The following is a 15499-nucleotide window of genomic DNA, read 5'->3' on the forward strand; positions in this document are numbered from 1 at the left end:
AAAGCGACTCGCCCCAAGGCGGAGTGCCCATCCCGCGGGATCCCGAGCGGCTAGGCGAAGTAGAAACGGCCGGACAGCCCGACTGCGGTTCTCTGAAATGTCATGGGCGCTTTCCACAATCGCCGCATGGCCCGCCCTCTTCTCTCCATCGCCCTAACCGTAGATCAGCACGACGAGGGCGATTTCTATTGGGTGCTAATCGAGTCCTTTGACCGCTCGATGGAGTTCGAGCCGCTGATGGAATCGGGCAAAGGCTTCGCGACCTACATCGGTGCGCTTGAGGCCGGCTTCCTGGCACTCAAGGCCTTGTCCGACGACCTGATGACAGGCCCGCGCGACGAGGTCGACGAGGATGATTCCGGCGACGGTCTAGACGGCGAGTGAGACCGGATCAGGCGCAGCCGCCCATCACCCGGCTGAGGCGAGTGAGTTCCTGGGCCGGTCGCATCGCCTCGACGCGAGGGGAGCGCACATCGCGGCGCAGCAGGAGGAACTGCTTGGCATAGGCGTCCGTCAGGCGCGCCCATTGCCCGAAGGCACGTCCCCGCAATGCGGCAACGTGCCGGGTAAGCCAAAACTATTCGAGAGAGACTATTTTTTTGCGTCGTGTCGGCGCACTGCGACACCCCTGCGGAGCGGATTCTTAAACTTTGTCAATGGGATTGCGCAGCGGAGCTGGACACGCTACGTTCCGCAGCCCGACTGCGCCTTCCGAAGCGCTTCTCTGAAACACTCGGCCAGCCCGCCGATCCGCATCGGCAGCGCAGTCAGTCACCGCGATCGCCACACGATGTCTGCGTCACGCGGGTCCCAGCAAGCGGCCGAGGGTGTCGGCGAGCTGTTCAAGCTGGACCGGCTTGGTGAAGTGTTCATGGAAACCCACGTCGAGGCTTTTCGCTCGATCCGAGGGCTGCCCGTAGCCCGTCACTGCGATCAAAGGGGGAGGATCGGCCACCTCGCTGCGGACCTTCTGCGCCACTTCCCAGCCGCTCAGGCCGGGCAACCCGATGTCCAGCAGGACGAGGTCCGGCCGATGGTGCTTGATGGCCTCGATCGCCACATGACCGTCAAACGCCGAAGCGGGAAAGTAGCCCAGCGCCTCGACCATCAGTGCGAGCGTCTCTGCTGCGTCTTGATTGTCGTCAACCACCAGAACGCGCTTGCCCTTCTGCGGCCCTGCCTCCTGGGGAACCTGCATCGGAGCAGGGATGATCGGCAGGTTGAGGATGAATTCACTGCCTTCGCCAGGAACCCCCTTGCTGAACGCGCTCACCTCCCCGCCGTGCAGGCGCACGATGTTCTGCACGATCGTGAGTCCAAGACCCAGGCCACCCTGCGATCGGGCGATGTCCTGATCGCCTTGGGCAAACAGATCGAAAACGCGCGACAGGTACTTGGGCGCGATCCCCGGCCCGTTGTCCGCCACGCTGATTTCGGCTCCGCCAGGCCGGGCAGCCAGATACACCCTGATCCGGCCTCCCGTTGGCGTGAACTTGCCGGCGTTGTGAAGCAGGTTCGAAACGACCTGGACGAGGCGGCTGTGATCCCCGGTCATCCACAGTGACTCATCCCGAAGGTCCACCTCGAGCACGTGGTTCTTCGCGTCAAGAAACGGCCTGATCGCCTCGATGGCCTCCACCACCACCGAGGCAAGCCTGAGCGGCTTGAAATCGAGATGGATCTTGCCGTTCGCGATGCGGCCAACGTCGAGGAGGTCGTCCACCAGTCGTGTGATCTGCTTGACCTGGCGAGACGCCACCTGGGTCATCCGCTTGAGCTGAGGCTCGAGGGCCTGGCGCTCCATCATCTGCACAACGTTGGCGATGGGCGCCAAGGGGTTGCGCAGTTCGTGGCCCAACATGGCCAGAAAGGTCGAGATGCGCCGACCTTCATCCTCGAGTGCCGTGACCCGCCGCCGTTCCGTCAGGTCGCGCGTGACCTTGCCGAAGCCGCGGTGCTTGCCCGACTTGTCGAAGAGCGCGGTGATCACGACGCTGGCCCAGAAACGACTTCCATCCTTGCGCAGGCGCCAACCTTCGTCTTCGAAGCGCCCGGTTTCCAGGGCCGACTTCAGCTCCATGTCGGGGAATCCGGTAGCAACCACCTCCGGCGGATAGAACACGGAGAAGTGCTTGCCGATGATCTCCTCTGCTTCGTACCCCTTGGCAGCGCGCGCGCCCTTGTTCCAGCTCACCACATAGCCCGCAGGGTCGAGCATGAAGATTGCATAGTCCTTAACCCCCTCCACGATGAGCCGAAAACGCTCCTCGCTCGCGCGCAGCAGGTCCTCCTGCCGCTGTCGCTCGCTGAGGTCCCGGGTGATCTTGGAAAAGCCTTTGAGGGAACCGTCCGGATGGTTGAGCCGCGTCAGGACGATGCTGGCCCAGAAGCGCGTTCCGTCCTTGCGCAGGCGCCATCCCTCATCCTCGAAACTGCCTTGCTCTGCGGCGGACTTGAGTTCATGCGCCGGCCACCCCTGGTCAAGAAGTTCGGGGGGATAGAACACGGAAATGTGCTTTCCGATGATCTCCTCGGCCGCGTAGCCCTTGAGCACTTGCGCGCCGGCGTTCCACGTCAGGATGAACCCCGATGGATCGAGGAAGAAGATCGCGTAGTCGCGCACGGCGTCGACCATGGCATGGTAGTCGGCGTCGGAGATGGTGTCGTGTCGAAAAGGAGGGAAAGGCTCCCGTCTGTCTTCCATTGGAGTCGCCTGTCGAGCCGAGGGAGCGCGCAGCGTACAGGGCAGGCGACGCAACGTACGTGGGACGCGATCTACACATCGGCGTACGGTCGGGGCGGCGCACCGCCGTGCCCCGAGCAACGCGGCATTGATCAGAACCCGGTCTTGCTTTGGACATCGGCCGCATGGCCTATGTCGCGTCGGACAAGATGTCGCGTTCCTTCAATATGGCGCGCGCCCCCACGCCTAAGCTGAGCTCCTTCACCGGTCAACCGACCGCCCGAGGAATGAAGGAGAGAGCCATGCTGGACTTCGAGGGGACCATCGCCGTAGCTGCGGGCTGCCGCATCCGCCCCGCCGAGCGCCACGAGGCCACGCCGATCGCATCGATCCGCATGGCCGCCTATTCCCAGTACAGAAAGAGCGTGCCGCCGGCCGTCTTCGAGGCCTACCTCGACGATCTGCGCCACGTCGAGAAGCCGGGGGAAGGCACCCAGCTGCTGGTTGCCGAATGGCAGGGCCGGGTGGTCGGCAGCGTGGTGTTCTACCCCGATGCGGGCCTGGAGGGCCTCGGCCTGCCCAAGGGCTGGGCCGGGTTCCGCAAGCTCGCGGTGCACCCGGACGCCCGCGGCCGCGGGCTGGGGCGCCGGCTCGCGCAGTACTGCGTGAACCGCGCGCACGAGCTCGGCGCGCTGACGATGGGTATCCACAGCTCGTCGTTCATGACGGCGGCGTGCAAGCTGTACCACCGCATGGGCTTCATCCGCTGCCCCGAGCATGACCTGCGTGCCACGGCGATCCTGGGGTTGGCGCCGGTGGTGGACGATGTGACGGTGATCGCGTTTCGGATGAACCTGCGCGGGCGCTGAGCGCGGCCGGATGCTAGCGCCGCAGCAGGGCGCACAACTCCGGGTGCGCTGCAGGAACTTCGACACCATCGGGACGAGCAATCGCGTGGTGGTCGATGTCGCTTCGCAGGATTTCGTCGAGAACCGGCTTCTCGCCGCTGCTCAGTCGCGAGGCGACGACCCACACCACCGCGTCCTGAAGGCCCGGGGCATCAAGCGCCCGTTCAGGTAGACGCGAACCAGCGATTCGGCGGTGTTTTCGCGGGAAGTCATGGCAGTCCTGTCCAGGAAGGGGTACAGGACTGCAACGGTAGCGCCTCTGATCGGTTTGTACTGTGCGGTGGCGCACGGACGCCCGACCTGCGAGGCGAACGTGCGCTACCGCACAGACGCGCAATCTGCCCGCCCCTACCCTCATCGCAAAGGGCGCACCACCGGAATGCCGACCAGGTCGGTTCGAGTGGAGGCGCCTTCGTGCTCGCCGGTCATGTGCGAGCGCTCGACCTGCCCGTGGCCTAGCTGCGAAGCGCGGACCAGCGACATCCTTCGCCCCGCGCACCCGAGTTCGCGGAAAGGCGTTCATGGACTTCATTCTTCCCCGCGCCTTCTGGCGTGACACCCGCTCCACCCCGTGGGCCGACAGGGCACCGGTTCGAGAGGAGCTCTTCGGCATCGAGCGCCTGGAGCAGCATGCCCAAAGCCTCGCGGTTGCGCAGACCGTCACGCCGACGCCGCCCGCCGCGCGCCCCTTGCGGACCAGGCTGGACGACAACGCCCGCGTGCTGCTCGCTGCCTACCGGGCCAGCGCCGCCGAGCTGGAGGCGGGCCGGCGTGTCGCACCCGCCGCCGAATGGCTGCTCGACAACTATCACCTCGTCGAAAAGCAGATCCGCGAGATCCGCAGCGACCTGCCGGCCGACTACTACCGGCAACTGCCCAAGCTGGCGACGGGACCGCTCGCCGGCTACCCGCGGGTCTTCGGCCTGGCCTGGGCCTTCGTGGCGCACACCGACAGCCACATCGACGCGGCCGTGCTGCGCCGCTTCGTTGCCGCCTACCAGCGGGTCCAGCCACTGACGATCGGCGAGCTGTGGGCCGTCGCGATCACGCTGCGCATCGTCCTCATCGAGAACCTGCGCCGGCTGGCCGACCAGATCACCGTCGGGCGCACGGCGCGGGCGGATGCCGACCTGCTTGCAACCCGGCTCACGCTGCCGGGCTCGGCGCGTGCCGCCCTCGAGGAAGACATCGTCGCACGCTCGCCGCTGGCGCTGTCCGAGCTGTTCGCCGCCCAGCTGGCCAAGCGATTGAGGGACCACGACCCCGACACCATGCCCGCCCTTGGCTGGCTCGAGGAGCGGCTCGGCCAGCAGGGCGCCACCATCGACGACGCGGTCGCGCATGCCCAGCAGCGCCAAGGGGCCTCCAACGTCACGGTGCGCAACGTGATCACCAGCCTGCGCCTGATGTCGGACATCGACTGGGCCGACCTCTTCGAGAGCGTCAGCCTCGTCGACGCACGGCTGCGCGAGCACAGCGGCTTCGCCGCCATGGATTTCCAGACCCGCAATCTCTATCGCAGCGCCATCGAACAACTGGCACGCGGCTCGTCCTGCTCCGAGCTCGACATCGCAAGCCATGCGCTGGCGGCTGCGCGGGCCGCATCAGCCCACGAGACCGACGCGCACGAACGCGCAAGGGTCGAAGACCCCGGCTACCACCTGCTCGCGGAAGGCCGGCGCGCGCTGGAAAAAGCCATCGGCTTCCGCCCGCCGCTGCACCTGCGCATCGGCCGCTGGCACAGCAGCCTGGGCATCGGCGCCTATGCCGGCACCGTCTTCGCGAGCGCAGCCGCGCTGCTCGGCCTGGCGCTCTACCTCGTTCCCGGCGGCGGCGCCGCGGCCGTGCTGACGTTGTGGATGCTGGGCCTGCTGGTGCCCGCGACCGAGCTGGCGATGGCGCTGGTCAACCGTGCTGCAACCTGGCGCTTCGGCGCCATGCCCCTGCCGGGCCTGGAACTGGCCGGAGGCGTGCCCGCGCCGCTTCGCACCCTGGTCGCCGTGCCCACGCTGCTGACGAGCGAAGCAGACCTGCTGGAGCACATCGAGCGGCTGGAGGTCCACCACCTCGCCGGCGGCGGCGGCGACATGGTCTTCGCCCTGCTCACCGACGGCCTCGATGCCCACAGCGAAGAGCTACCCACCGATGCGCCGCTGCTCGCCATCGCTACCGAGGCCATCGCAGCGCTGAACCGGCGCCACGGCCCCGCGCCCGCAAGCCCGCGCTTCCTGCTGCTGCACCGGCGCCGCGTCTTCAATGCGGCCGAGAACACCTGGATGGGCTGGGAACGCAAGCGAGGCAAGCTCCACGAACTCAACCGGCTGCTGCGCGGCGCGGCCGACACCACCTTCGTCTCGCCAGACGGTGCCGCACCGGCCGTGCCCGAAGGCGTGCGCTACGTGCTCACGCTCGACGCCGACACCCGCCTGCCGCGCGGTGCCGCACTGAAGCTGGTCGGCAAGATGGCCCATCCGCTGAACCGCCCCCGCTTCGACAGTGCCTTGCAGCGGGTCGTCGGCGGCTACGCGATCCTCCAGCCGCGCATCACGCCGTCGTTGCCCGTGGGGCGCGAGGGCTCGCTGTACCAGCGGATCTCCTCCAGCCGCGGCGGGATGGACCCGTATGCGATGGCGATCTCCGACATCTACCAGGACCTGTTCAGCGAAGGCTCCTTCACGGGCAAGGGCATCTACGACGTGGATGCCTTCGAGGCCTCGCTGCGCGCGCGCGTGCCCGAGAACGCCATGCTGAGCCACGACCTGTTCGAGGGCGTGTTCGCCCGCGCGGGCCTGGCGAGCGATGTCGAGCTGGTCGAGGAGGCCCCCGCACGCTACGACGTCGCGGCCCGGCGCCAGCACCGCTGGACCCGCGGCGACTGGCAGTTGTTGCCGTGGATCGCCGGGCACCGCACCGGCCTGCAGGCCGCGCCCGCCCTCGGCCGCTGGAAGATGTTCGACAACCTGCGCCGCTCGCTCCTGGCGCCGTCGGCGCTCATCGCGCTGTGCGCCGCCTGGCTGCTGCCCCCGCACGTGGCGCCCATGGCCGTGCTGCTGGTGCTCGCGGCGCTCGCGATCCCCGCACTGCTGCCGGTCGTCTTCGCCCTCCGGCCGCCGCGCGGCGGCGTGCACGTGCGCAGCTACTTCATTGCGCTGGCGGGCGATCTGAAGATGGCCGCGCTCCAGGCCGGCGCCACGCTGGCCTTCCTGCCGGACCAGGCGTGGCGCGCGCTCGACGCGATCGGCCGCACGCTCGTGCGCCTGTTCGTCTCGCGCCAGCATCTGCTCGAATGGACGACGGCCGCGCAATCGGCCAGGCGCCCCCGGCTCGACCTGCTGGGCTTCTACCGCCTGATGGGCGGCGGCACGGCGCTCGGGCTGGCGCTCGGGGGCGCCGCGCTGCTGCTCGCGCCTTCGCTGCCGGCTGCGCTCGCGTGGGTGTTGCCGTTCATGCTGCTGTGGGGCGCGGCGCCGGCAGTGGCGCTGTGGGCCAGCAGGCCGCCGCAGATCGCGCGCTGGCGCGTCCTGCAGCCCGCCGAGGCCCGTGCATTGCACCTCATCGCGCGGCGCACCTGGCGCTACTTCGAGACCTTCGTCACCCCGGCGGACCACATGCTGCCGCCCGACAACTTCCAGGAAGTTCCGCGCCCGGTGCTCGCGCGGCGGACCTCGCCCACCAACATCGGGCTCTACCTGCTGGCCGCCGCCACGGCCCGCGATTTCGGCTGGGCCGGCACCGAGGACACCATCGAGCGCCTCGAAGCGACCTTTGCCACCTTGCACAAGCTGCCGCGCTTCAAGGGCCACTTCTTCAACTGGTACGGCACCGAGGACCTGCGCGCGCTCGATCCCCCCTATGTCTCTTCAGTGGACAGCGGCAACCTGGCGGGCCACCTGATCGCGCTCGCCAATGCCTGCGAGGAGTGGCAGGACGGCGCGCCCTTGATGGACGCCAAGGCCGGCATGGAGGATGCCCTTCAACTCGCCCGCGAAGCCGTCGACAGCCTGCCTGCCGCGCAAGGCAGCCGGGGCCGGCGCATCGTCGAGCTGCTCGACGACATGACGACGCAGCTCCAGGGCCCGCAGGCCATCGACGCCCTCGCGCCGGCGATCGGCCGCCTCGCCGACAAGGCCGCCGCCACCGCCCGCCTGCTCGGGGAAGCCGGCAACCACGAGGCGGACGAGCTGGTGTTCTGGATCGAGGCGCTGGGCCGCTGCGCCGCCGCGCATGCGCGCGACCGCCTCCACCGCGATGCGCCGAAGGCGCTGGCCGTGCGCCTCCAGGCGCTCGCCGACACCGCGCGCGAGATGGCGCTCGCCATGGATTTCGCCTTCCTCGTCGACCCCGAGCGCAAGCTGCTGTCGATCGGCTACGCCGTCGTCGAGCAGCGCCTGGACCTCAACTGCTACGACCTGCTCGGCTCCGAGGCCCGGCTGGCGAGCCTGTTCGCCATCGCCAAGGGCGACGCGCCCACGCGCCACTGGTTCCGCCTCGGCCGTGCCGCCACTCCCATCGGCAGCGGATCGGCCTTGATCTCCTGGTCGGGCTCTATGTTCGAGTACCTGATGCCATCGCTGGTGATGCGCGCACCCGTCGGCAGCCTCCTCGAACAGACCAACCGCCTCGTGGTGCAGCGGCAGATCGCCTACGGCGACGCGCTGGGCATCCCATGGGGCGTTTCGGAGTCGGCGTACAACGCGCGCGACCTGGAGTTCACCTACCAGTACTCCAACTTCGGCGTTCCCGGCCTCGGGCTCAAGCGCGGGCTGGCCGACAACCGCGTGATTGCGCCCTATGCCACCGGCCTCGCGGCCATGGTCGATCCGCAGGCCGCATGCCGCAACTACGCGCGCCTGGCCGCCATGGGTGCGCTCGGGCACCACGGCTTCTACGAAGCGCTGGACTTCACGCCAGCGCGCGTACCGCAGGGCAAGACGGCGGCCATCGTGCACAGCTACATGGCCCACCACCAGGGCATGACCATCGTCGCCATCGCCAACATCCTGCAGGGCGGCATCATGCGTGCGCGCTTCCATCGCGAGCCGATGATCCAGTCCTGCGAGCTGCTGCTGCAGGAGCGCCTGCCGCGCAACGTCGCCGTCGAGCATCCCCGCGCCGAGGAAGTGCATGCATCGCGCGACGAGAGCGCCGCGCAGACTCCGGCAGTGCGGCGCCTGTCGGCCGCCGCGCTCGGCCTGCCACCCGTCACGCACCTGCTGTCGAACGGGCGCTACACCGTGATGCTGACCGCGGCGGGCGGCGGCTTCAGCCGCTGGCGCGGCCTGGCGGTGACGCGCTGGCGAGAGGACGTCACGCGCGACCCCTGGGGCGCCTTCGTCTACCTGCGCGACGTGCGCAGCGGCCAGGCCTGGTCTGCCAGCGCGCAGCCGCTGTCGACCGACACGCGGCAGTGCGAGGTGGTGTTCAGCGAAGACCACGCCACCTTCACCCACCGCGAGGGCAGCCTGAGCACGACGCTCGAGGTGCTCGTCTCCGGCGAGCACGACGGGGAGGTGCGCCGTGTGTCGCTCGCCAATGCGGGGCGGCGTGCACGCGAGGTCGATGTCACGTCTTATGCCGAGGTGGTGCTCGCGGCCCAGGCCGCCGACGACGCCCATCCCGCCTTCTCGAAGCTCTTCGTCATCACCGAGCACCTGCCGGAGTTCGGCGCCCTGATCGCGAGCCGGCGCACGCGCACGCCCGAAGAGCCGCAGGCGTGGGCCGCGCATTTCGCGGTGGTCGAAGGCGACATCACCGCCGAGCCGCAGTACGAATCGGACCGCGCCCGCTTCCTGGGCCGCGGCCGGCACGCCGGCTCGGCCGCCGCCGTGCTCGACGACCAGTTGCTGTCGAACACGGTGGGCACAGTGCTGGACCCGGTGTTCTCGCTGCGCCAGCGGGTGCTCGTGCCGCCGGGCGGGCTTGCGCGCATCGCCTTCTGGACCGTGGTCGCGCCCTCGCGCCCCGCGCTGCTGGACCTGATCGACCAGCACCATGACCGCAACGCCTTCGGCCGCGCGGCAACGCTCGCGTGGACGCAGGCCCAGGTGCAGCTGCGCCATCTTGGCGTCGATGCGCAGGAGGCCGCCGACTTCCAGCGCCTGGCCGCGCCGCTGCTGTACGCCGATCGGCGCCTGCGCGCATCGCCCGAAGCCATCGTGCGCGGCGCAGGACCGCAGTCCGGCCTGTGGCCGCACGCGGTGTCGGGTGACCTGCCCATCGTCCTCCTGCGCATCGACGACACCGACGACATCGACCAGGTCCGCCAACTGCTGCGTGCGCACGAATACTGGCGCATGAAGCAGCTCGGGGTCGACCTCGTCATCCTCAACGAGCATGGGTCGTCGTACATGCAGGACCTGCAGGTGGCGATCGAGACCGCCGTGCGCAGCAGCCAGTCGCGCCCCCGGCTCGGCGCGGAGCTTGCGCAGGGCGCGGTCCATGCGCTGCGCGCGGACCTGCTCGGCGCGCAGTCCAGCGCGCTGCTGCGATCCGTCGCGCGCATCGAGCTCGTCGCCCGCCACGGGTCCATCGCCGACCGGCTCGCTCGCCTGGCGCCGCCGCGCGCCGCCCCGCCCGACGAACGCGCGCCGCCGCGGGCCCCCGCCCGGTACTTGCCGGTGCCGCCCTCCCCGCAGGACCTGGAGTTCTTCAATGGCCTGGGCGGCTTCGCACAGGACGGCCGCGAATACGTGGTGCGCCTGCATGCCGGGCAGACCACGCCCGCGCCGTGGATCAACGTCATCGCCAACCCCGGCTTCGGCTTCCAGGTGCCGGCCGAAGGCGGCGGCGCGACCTGGTGCGGCAACAGCCGCGAGAACCAGCTCACGCCCTGGTCCAATGACCCCGTCACCGATGCGCCCGGCGAGGCCTTCTATGTGCGGGACGAGGCCAGCGGCGAGTTGTGGACACCGACCGCGCAGCCGATGCGCGGCCCCGGCCGCTACGAAGCCCGGCACGGCCACGGCTACAGCCGCTTCACACACGCCGCCCACGGCATCGCGCTCGAGCTGCTGCAGTACGTGCCGCTGGCCGACCCGGTCAAGATCTCGCGCCTGACCCTGCGCAACCATTCGGGCGTTGCGCGCCGCCTCACGGTGACGGCCTATGCGGAGTGGGTGCTCGGCACCTCGCGCGGCGCATCGGCGCCCTTCATCCTGACGGAGATCGACGCCGCCACCGGCGCAATGCTGGCCACCAAGCCCTGGGCCACCGCGTTCCAGGGCCGCGTCGCCTTTGCCGACCTCGGCGGCCGGCAGACCGCATGGACGGCCGACCGCACCGAGTTCCTGGGGCGCCACGGCAACCCCGGCGCCCCCGCGGCGCTGACCGGCGCCCTGTCCCTGTCGGGCGCTACCGGAGCGGGACTCGACCCCTGCAGCGCCATGCAATGCGTCGTGGAGCTGGCTCCCGGCGAATCGATGGAGATCGTCGCCTTCCTCGGGCAGGCCGCCTCCACCGAAGAGGCGCAGGCCTTGATCGCCCGCTACCGCGCATCGGACCTCGATGCCGTGCTGGCCGAGGTCGAGGCGTACTGGGAGCAGACGCTTGGCGCGGTACAGGTGCGGACGCCCGACCGCGCGATGGACATCATGCTCAACGGCTGGCTGCTCTACCAGACCATCGCCTGCCGCCTGTGGGCCCGCGCGGCCTTCTACCAGGCCAGTGGCGCCTACGGCTTCAGGGACCAGTTGCAGGACGGGATGGCGCTGAGCTTTACCCACCCGGCGCAGGCCCGCGCGCATCTGCTGCGTGCGGCCGGCCGTCAGTTCGCAGAGGGCGACGTGCAGCATTGGTGGCTGCCGCATTCGGGCCAGGGCGTGCGCACCCGCATCTCGGACGACCGGGTGTGGCTGGCCTATGCCGCCGCCACCTACATCACGGCCTCCGGCGACGCGGCGGTGCTCGACGAGAGAGTGCCCTTCCTCGAAGGGCCCGCGCTGCGTGCGGGAGAGCACGACGCATTCTTCCGGCCCGAGCCCTCGGGCCAGTCGGCCACGCTGTTCGAGCATTGCGCGCTCGGCCTGGACCAGTGCCTGGCCCTCACCGGCCGCCTGGGCATGCCGCTCATGGGCACCGGCGACTGGAACGACGGCATGAACCGCGTCGGCGCCGGCGGCCAGGGCGAGAGCGTGTGGCTGGGCTGGCTGCTGGTGCGCACCATCGCGCTCTTCGCGCCGATCGCGCAGGGACACGACGACGAGCGCGCCGCCCGCTGGCGCGCCCACGCGGAATCGGTACGCGCCGCCATCGAGCGCGAAGCGTGGGACGGCGCCTGGTACCGCCGCGCCACCTTCGACGACGGCACCTGGCTCGGCTCGCAAGGCAGAGAGGAATGCCGCATCGACGCCATCGCGCAATCGTGGGCCGTGCTCTCCGGTGCCGCGGACCCCGCGCGTGCGGCCACCGCCATGGACTCGCTGGCGCAGCACCTGATCCGGCAAGACGATGGCCTGGCGCTGCTGCTTGCGCCGCCCTTCGACAAGACGAGCCCGGACCCCGGCTACATCAGGAGCTACCCGCCCGGCCTGCGCGAGAACGGTGGCCAGTACAGCCATGCCGCGATGTGGGCCATCCTCGCCTTTGCGCAGCTGGGCGACGGCGACCGGGCCGCATCGCTGTTCAGCCTTTTGAACCCGATCAACCATGCGCGCAATCCCGAGGAGGTCGACCGCTACCGGGTCGAGCCGTACGCCGTCGCGGCCGACGTCTACGGCACCGCACCCCACACGGGACGCGGCGGATGGACCTGGTACACGGGCTCGGCGGGGTGGATGTACCGCGCCGGCATCGAGGGCATCCTGGGCATCCGGCGCGAAGGCGCGTGCCTGGTGATCGAGCCTTGCATCCCGGCCGATTGGCCCGGCTTCGAGGCCACCGTGACCATCGAGTCGACCGCGTACGCCATTCAAGTGCTCCATCCGTCGCGGCGCGGCCGCGGCATCTCCCGGATGCTGCTGGACGACGAGTCGGTCCCGCTTGGCGAGCACGGCGTGCGGGTACCGCTGGACGGCCGGCCGCACCGGTTGCTGCTGGAGATCTGACCGCGATGGCGCCGGGTCAGCGCAGCGGTTCGGCGGAGCTGCACCCGTCGGGGGCATAGCACCCGGCCGCCGGCTGCTGCGGCCGCCTCAGGTCGCCAGCTTCTGCGGAAGCAGCCGGTCGTATTCCTTCTTGACCACGCCGTAGCACTCGCAGGTGCGGGCTTCCAGGCCCGGGCGGTCCAGCACCGAGATGCGGCCGCGCGCGTAGCGGATCAGCCCGGCTTGCTGCAGCTTCAGCGCGCCTTCCGTCACTCCTTCGCGGCGCACGCCGAGCATGTTGGCGATCAGCTCCTGCGTCATCACCAGGTCGTTGCCCTGCAGGCGGTCGAGGCTCAGCAGCAGCCAGCGGCACAGCTGCTGGTCCAGCGAGTGGTGCCGGTTGCACACCGCCGTTTGCGCCATCTGCGTGATCAGCGCCTGCGTGTAGCGCAGCAGCAGATGCAGCACCGGCCCGGCCCGGTCGAACTCGTCCTTCATCAGCTGCGATTTCAGCCGGAACCCTTCGCCCGCGCTCTGCACCACCGCCCGGCTCGGCGTCGATTCGCCGCCCATGAACAGCGAGACGCCGACGAGGCCTTCGTTCCCGACCACCGCGATCTCGGCCGAGGCGCCGTTCTCCAGCACGTACAGCAGCGAGACGATGGCGGTGGTTGGAAAGTAGACGTGGCTGAGCGTGCCGCCGGACTCGTACAGCACCTGGCCCAGCGGCATCTGGACCCATTCAAGCTGGGGGAGCCAGCGCTGCCACTCGGCGTCTGGGAGGGCTGCGAGCAGGCGGTTCTGCTTGGGCTCGGGGGGTGGGGTGGGCATCGGCTGGCGAGGGGTTTTTGGGGAGTATGCGGCAGCGGGTGTTGCTCTGTGCGCTGCCTCGGGTCTTGCTCACTCTCCCTCTGCCAACCGCCCCAACGCCTCCCTCCCTGCCGCAGTGAGCTCCGTCACCACGATCCCCGGCTGCGGACCGCCGCCCCAAGGATCGAGCGTCACCTGCAATGCAACACACTGATGACTGCCGTTGGCAGAAGGAGTGTTGCAGATGGCTTACCGGACGCGAACCTACTACACAGACAGCCAGAAGGCGTTGATGTGGGAGCGATGGAGGCAGGGATGGACCCTGCATCAGATTGCTCAGGTGTTCAATCGACCACACACGTCGGTACAGGGAATTCTGTCGCGCACTGGCGGCATTCGGCCGCCGGAGCGAAGCCGTTCACCAAAGGCATTGACGCTGGCCGAGCGCGAGGAGATCTCGCGTGCCATGGTGGCTGGCTTCTCGATTCGCGCGATCGCGATGATCCTCGGACGAGCTCCCTCCACGATCAGCCGCGAGATCAAACGCAATGGTGGTCCGGGGTGCTATCGGGCGACCCAGGCCGACCAGGCGGCCTGGGACCGGGCTCGCCGGCCCAAGCGTTGCAAGCTGGCCAAGAACCGGCTCTTGGCGCGCATCGTCACGGAGAAGCTTCGGCTGCAATGGTCTCCGGAGCAGATTGCGGGGTGGCTCAAACACATTTGCCCTTGCGACGAGACCTGCCACGTGTCACACGAGACCATCTACCGCAGCCTGTTCATTCAAGCCCGCGGGGCCTTGAAGAAGGAACTGCTGCAGCATCTGAGAAGAACGCGAGGCATGCGACGGTCACGCCAGTATTCGCAGAAGACCGACACCCATGGAAGAATCGTTGACGCCGTCTCGATCAGCGAGCGTCCGGCTACGGTTGAGGACCGAGCAGTCCCTGGCCACTGGGAAGGCGACTTGCTGTTCGGAAGCGCCAACAGCCAGATCGCCACGCTGGTTGAGCGCCAGACACGCTACGTGATGCTGGTCAAGGTTGACGGCAAGGGCACGGAGACGGTCGTCAACGCGCTGGTCAAGAATGCTCGCAAGCTGCCGCAGGAACTCTACAAGTCGCTCACCTGGGATCGAGGCAAAGAGATGGCAGGCCACAAGCAGTTCACCTTGGCAACCGACATCCAGGTCTTCTTCTGCGATCCTCAGAATCCTTGGCAGCGCGGCACCAACGAGAATACGAACGGGTTGCTGAGGCAGTACCTTCCTAAGGGCATCGACGTCTCGACCTACTCACAGGCCAAGCTCAATGCAGTGGCACGCAGGTTGAACGAGCGCCCCAGGAAGACTCTCGACTTCCAAACACCGGCTGAGATGTTCAGCCAGATCGTTGCATCGACCGGTTGAATCCGCACTGCAAAGCTGAACTTAGACTACCCTGACACGAGAGCAGTTCGAAGGGCACACGCGTGCCCTCGACAAAATCTCACCTCACGTCACCTAAGCACATAACTCGCCAGCACACTCTGCACCTCATAAATACTGAGCTTCTTATTGAACTGCTTCTGTATCGGCGCAGCCGTCCCCGAGATCCAGATCTTGAGTTCCGCATCGAGATCGAAGGTGCCCCCCGTCTCCACGCTGAAGTGCGTGATGCTCTTGTAGGGAATGGAGTGGTAGTCGATCTTGCTCCCCGTCATGCCCTGCTTGTCGACCAGCACGAGGCGCTTGTCGGTGAACACGAAGTAGTCGCGGATGAGCTGGTAGGCGTGCTCGACCACTTCGCCCTTTGCCAGGATCTGGCTGAACTCCTGCTGGATCTTCGCCGGGTCGATCTTGGCTGCGTTGCCAAGCATTCCATCAAGTAGGCCCATGGTTGCTCCTTCCAAACTCGATCAATACACGTGACCGTGGCCGGTCGTCGTCAAAGGCTGCTCGGGGGCGCAGCGCGTGGCTAATGTAGGTGGCGGTGGGGTGACCCTTCGCAGCCGGATGAATTCTCCCGGCCCAAACCGGCAATAGTGCGCACCGCCGCGGAACCACCCTCTACGCAGCACCGGCAAGTCTGATGCACGCTTCA

General features: G+C 68.4%; 9 protein-coding genes. 4 read left to right on the top strand and 5 right to left on the bottom strand.

Features of this window, described 5'->3' with window-relative positions; genetic code table 11:
* The first annotated feature begins 126 nt into the window (after positions 1 to 126).
* Positions 127 to 384 carry a hypothetical protein gene (locus ACMGEZ_RS17225; RefSeq protein ID WP_436823489.1) on the top strand — a complete coding sequence of 86 codons (258 nt, stop codon included), beginning with the start codon at positions 127 to 129 and terminating at the stop codon, positions 382 to 384.
* 7 nt (positions 385 to 391) lie between these two features.
* On the opposite strand, the gene ACMGEZ_RS17230 is transcribed toward ACMGEZ_RS17225, so the two are convergent.
* Positions 392 to 550, bottom strand: coding sequence for a hypothetical protein (locus ACMGEZ_RS17230; RefSeq protein ID WP_436823490.1), 159 nt, complete (start codon positions 548 to 550; stop codon positions 392 to 394).
* 249 nt (positions 551 to 799) lie between these two features.
* A complete protein-coding gene (locus tag ACMGEZ_RS17235) occupies positions 800 to 2704 on the bottom strand; it encodes a hybrid sensor histidine kinase/response regulator (protein WP_436823491.1) in 1905 nt (634 codons plus the stop codon).
* A 281-nt stretch (positions 2705 to 2985) separates the two neighbouring features.
* Between ACMGEZ_RS17235 and ACMGEZ_RS17240 the strand changes: the two genes are divergently transcribed.
* Positions 2986 to 3552, top strand: a complete 567-nt coding sequence (locus ACMGEZ_RS17240; RefSeq protein WP_436823492.1) for a GNAT family N-acetyltransferase — start codon at positions 2986 to 2988, stop codon at positions 3550 to 3552.
* 13 nt (positions 3553 to 3565) lie between these two features.
* Here the strand turns inward: ACMGEZ_RS17240 and ACMGEZ_RS17245 are convergent, their stop codons facing one another.
* Entirely contained in the window at positions 3566 to 3718 is a 153-nt protein-coding gene (locus ACMGEZ_RS17245) for a hypothetical protein (RefSeq protein WP_436823493.1), read from the bottom strand.
* Between the two features lie 394 nt (positions 3719 to 4112).
* On the opposite strand from ACMGEZ_RS17245, the gene ACMGEZ_RS17250 reads away from it, so the two are divergent.
* Positions 4113 to 12632, top strand: coding sequence for a glycoside hydrolase family 94 protein (locus tag ACMGEZ_RS17250; RefSeq protein ID WP_436823494.1), 8520 nt, complete (start codon positions 4113 to 4115; stop codon positions 12630 to 12632).
* Positions 12633 to 12719: 87 nt separating this feature from the next.
* Here the strand turns inward: ACMGEZ_RS17250 and ACMGEZ_RS17255 are convergent, their stop codons facing one another.
* Positions 12720 to 13442 carry a Crp/Fnr family transcriptional regulator gene (locus ACMGEZ_RS17255; protein ID WP_436823495.1) on the bottom strand — a complete coding sequence of 241 codons (723 nt, stop codon included), beginning with the start codon at positions 13440 to 13442 and terminating at the stop codon, positions 12720 to 12722.
* A 223-nt stretch (positions 13443 to 13665) separates the two neighbouring features.
* Here ACMGEZ_RS17255 and ACMGEZ_RS17260 point away from each other — a divergent pair, with 223 nt between their 5' ends.
* Entirely contained in the window at positions 13666 to 14826 is a 1161-nt protein-coding gene (locus ACMGEZ_RS17260; RefSeq protein WP_436823496.1) for an IS30 family transposase, read from the top strand.
* Between the two features lie 89 nt (positions 14827 to 14915).
* Here the strand turns inward: ACMGEZ_RS17260 and ACMGEZ_RS17265 are convergent, their stop codons facing one another.
* Positions 14916 to 15293: a PH domain-containing protein gene (locus tag ACMGEZ_RS17265; protein ID WP_436823497.1), complete on the bottom strand. Its 378-nt coding sequence runs from the start codon at positions 15291 to 15293 to the stop codon at positions 14916 to 14918.
* Positions 15294 to 15499: the final 206 nt, after the last annotated feature.

Origin of the sequence: Variovorax stachyos (assembly GCF_051400855.1) — a bacterium.
Taxonomy (GTDB): domain Bacteria; phylum Pseudomonadota; class Gammaproteobacteria; order Burkholderiales; family Burkholderiaceae_C; genus Variovorax.

Bases quoted from the DNA above. Each gene is read 5' to 3' on its own strand.
- ACMGEZ_RS17225 (WP_436823489.1), top strand. From the start codon at position 127: ATGGCCCGCCCTCTTCTCTCCATCGCCCTAACCGTAGATCAGCACGAC.
- ACMGEZ_RS17235 (WP_436823491.1), bottom strand. From the start codon at position 2,704: ATGGAAGACAGACGGGAGCCTTTCCCTCCTTTTCGACACGACACCATC.
- ACMGEZ_RS17240 (WP_436823492.1), top strand. From the start codon at position 2,986: ATGCTGGACTTCGAGGGGACCATCGCCGTAGCTGCGGGCTGCCGCATC.
- ACMGEZ_RS17250 (WP_436823494.1), top strand. From the start codon at position 4,113: ATGGACTTCATTCTTCCCCGCGCCTTCTGGCGTGACACCCGCTCCACC.
- ACMGEZ_RS17255 (WP_436823495.1), bottom strand. From the start codon at position 13,442: ATGCCCACCCCACCCCCCGAGCCCAAGCAGAACCGCCTGCTCGCAGCC.
- ACMGEZ_RS17260 (WP_436823496.1), top strand. From the start codon at position 13,666: ATGGCTTACCGGACGCGAACCTACTACACAGACAGCCAGAAGGCGTTG.
- ACMGEZ_RS17265 (WP_436823497.1), bottom strand. From the start codon at position 15,293: ATGGGCCTACTTGATGGAATGCTTGGCAACGCAGCCAAGATCGACCCG.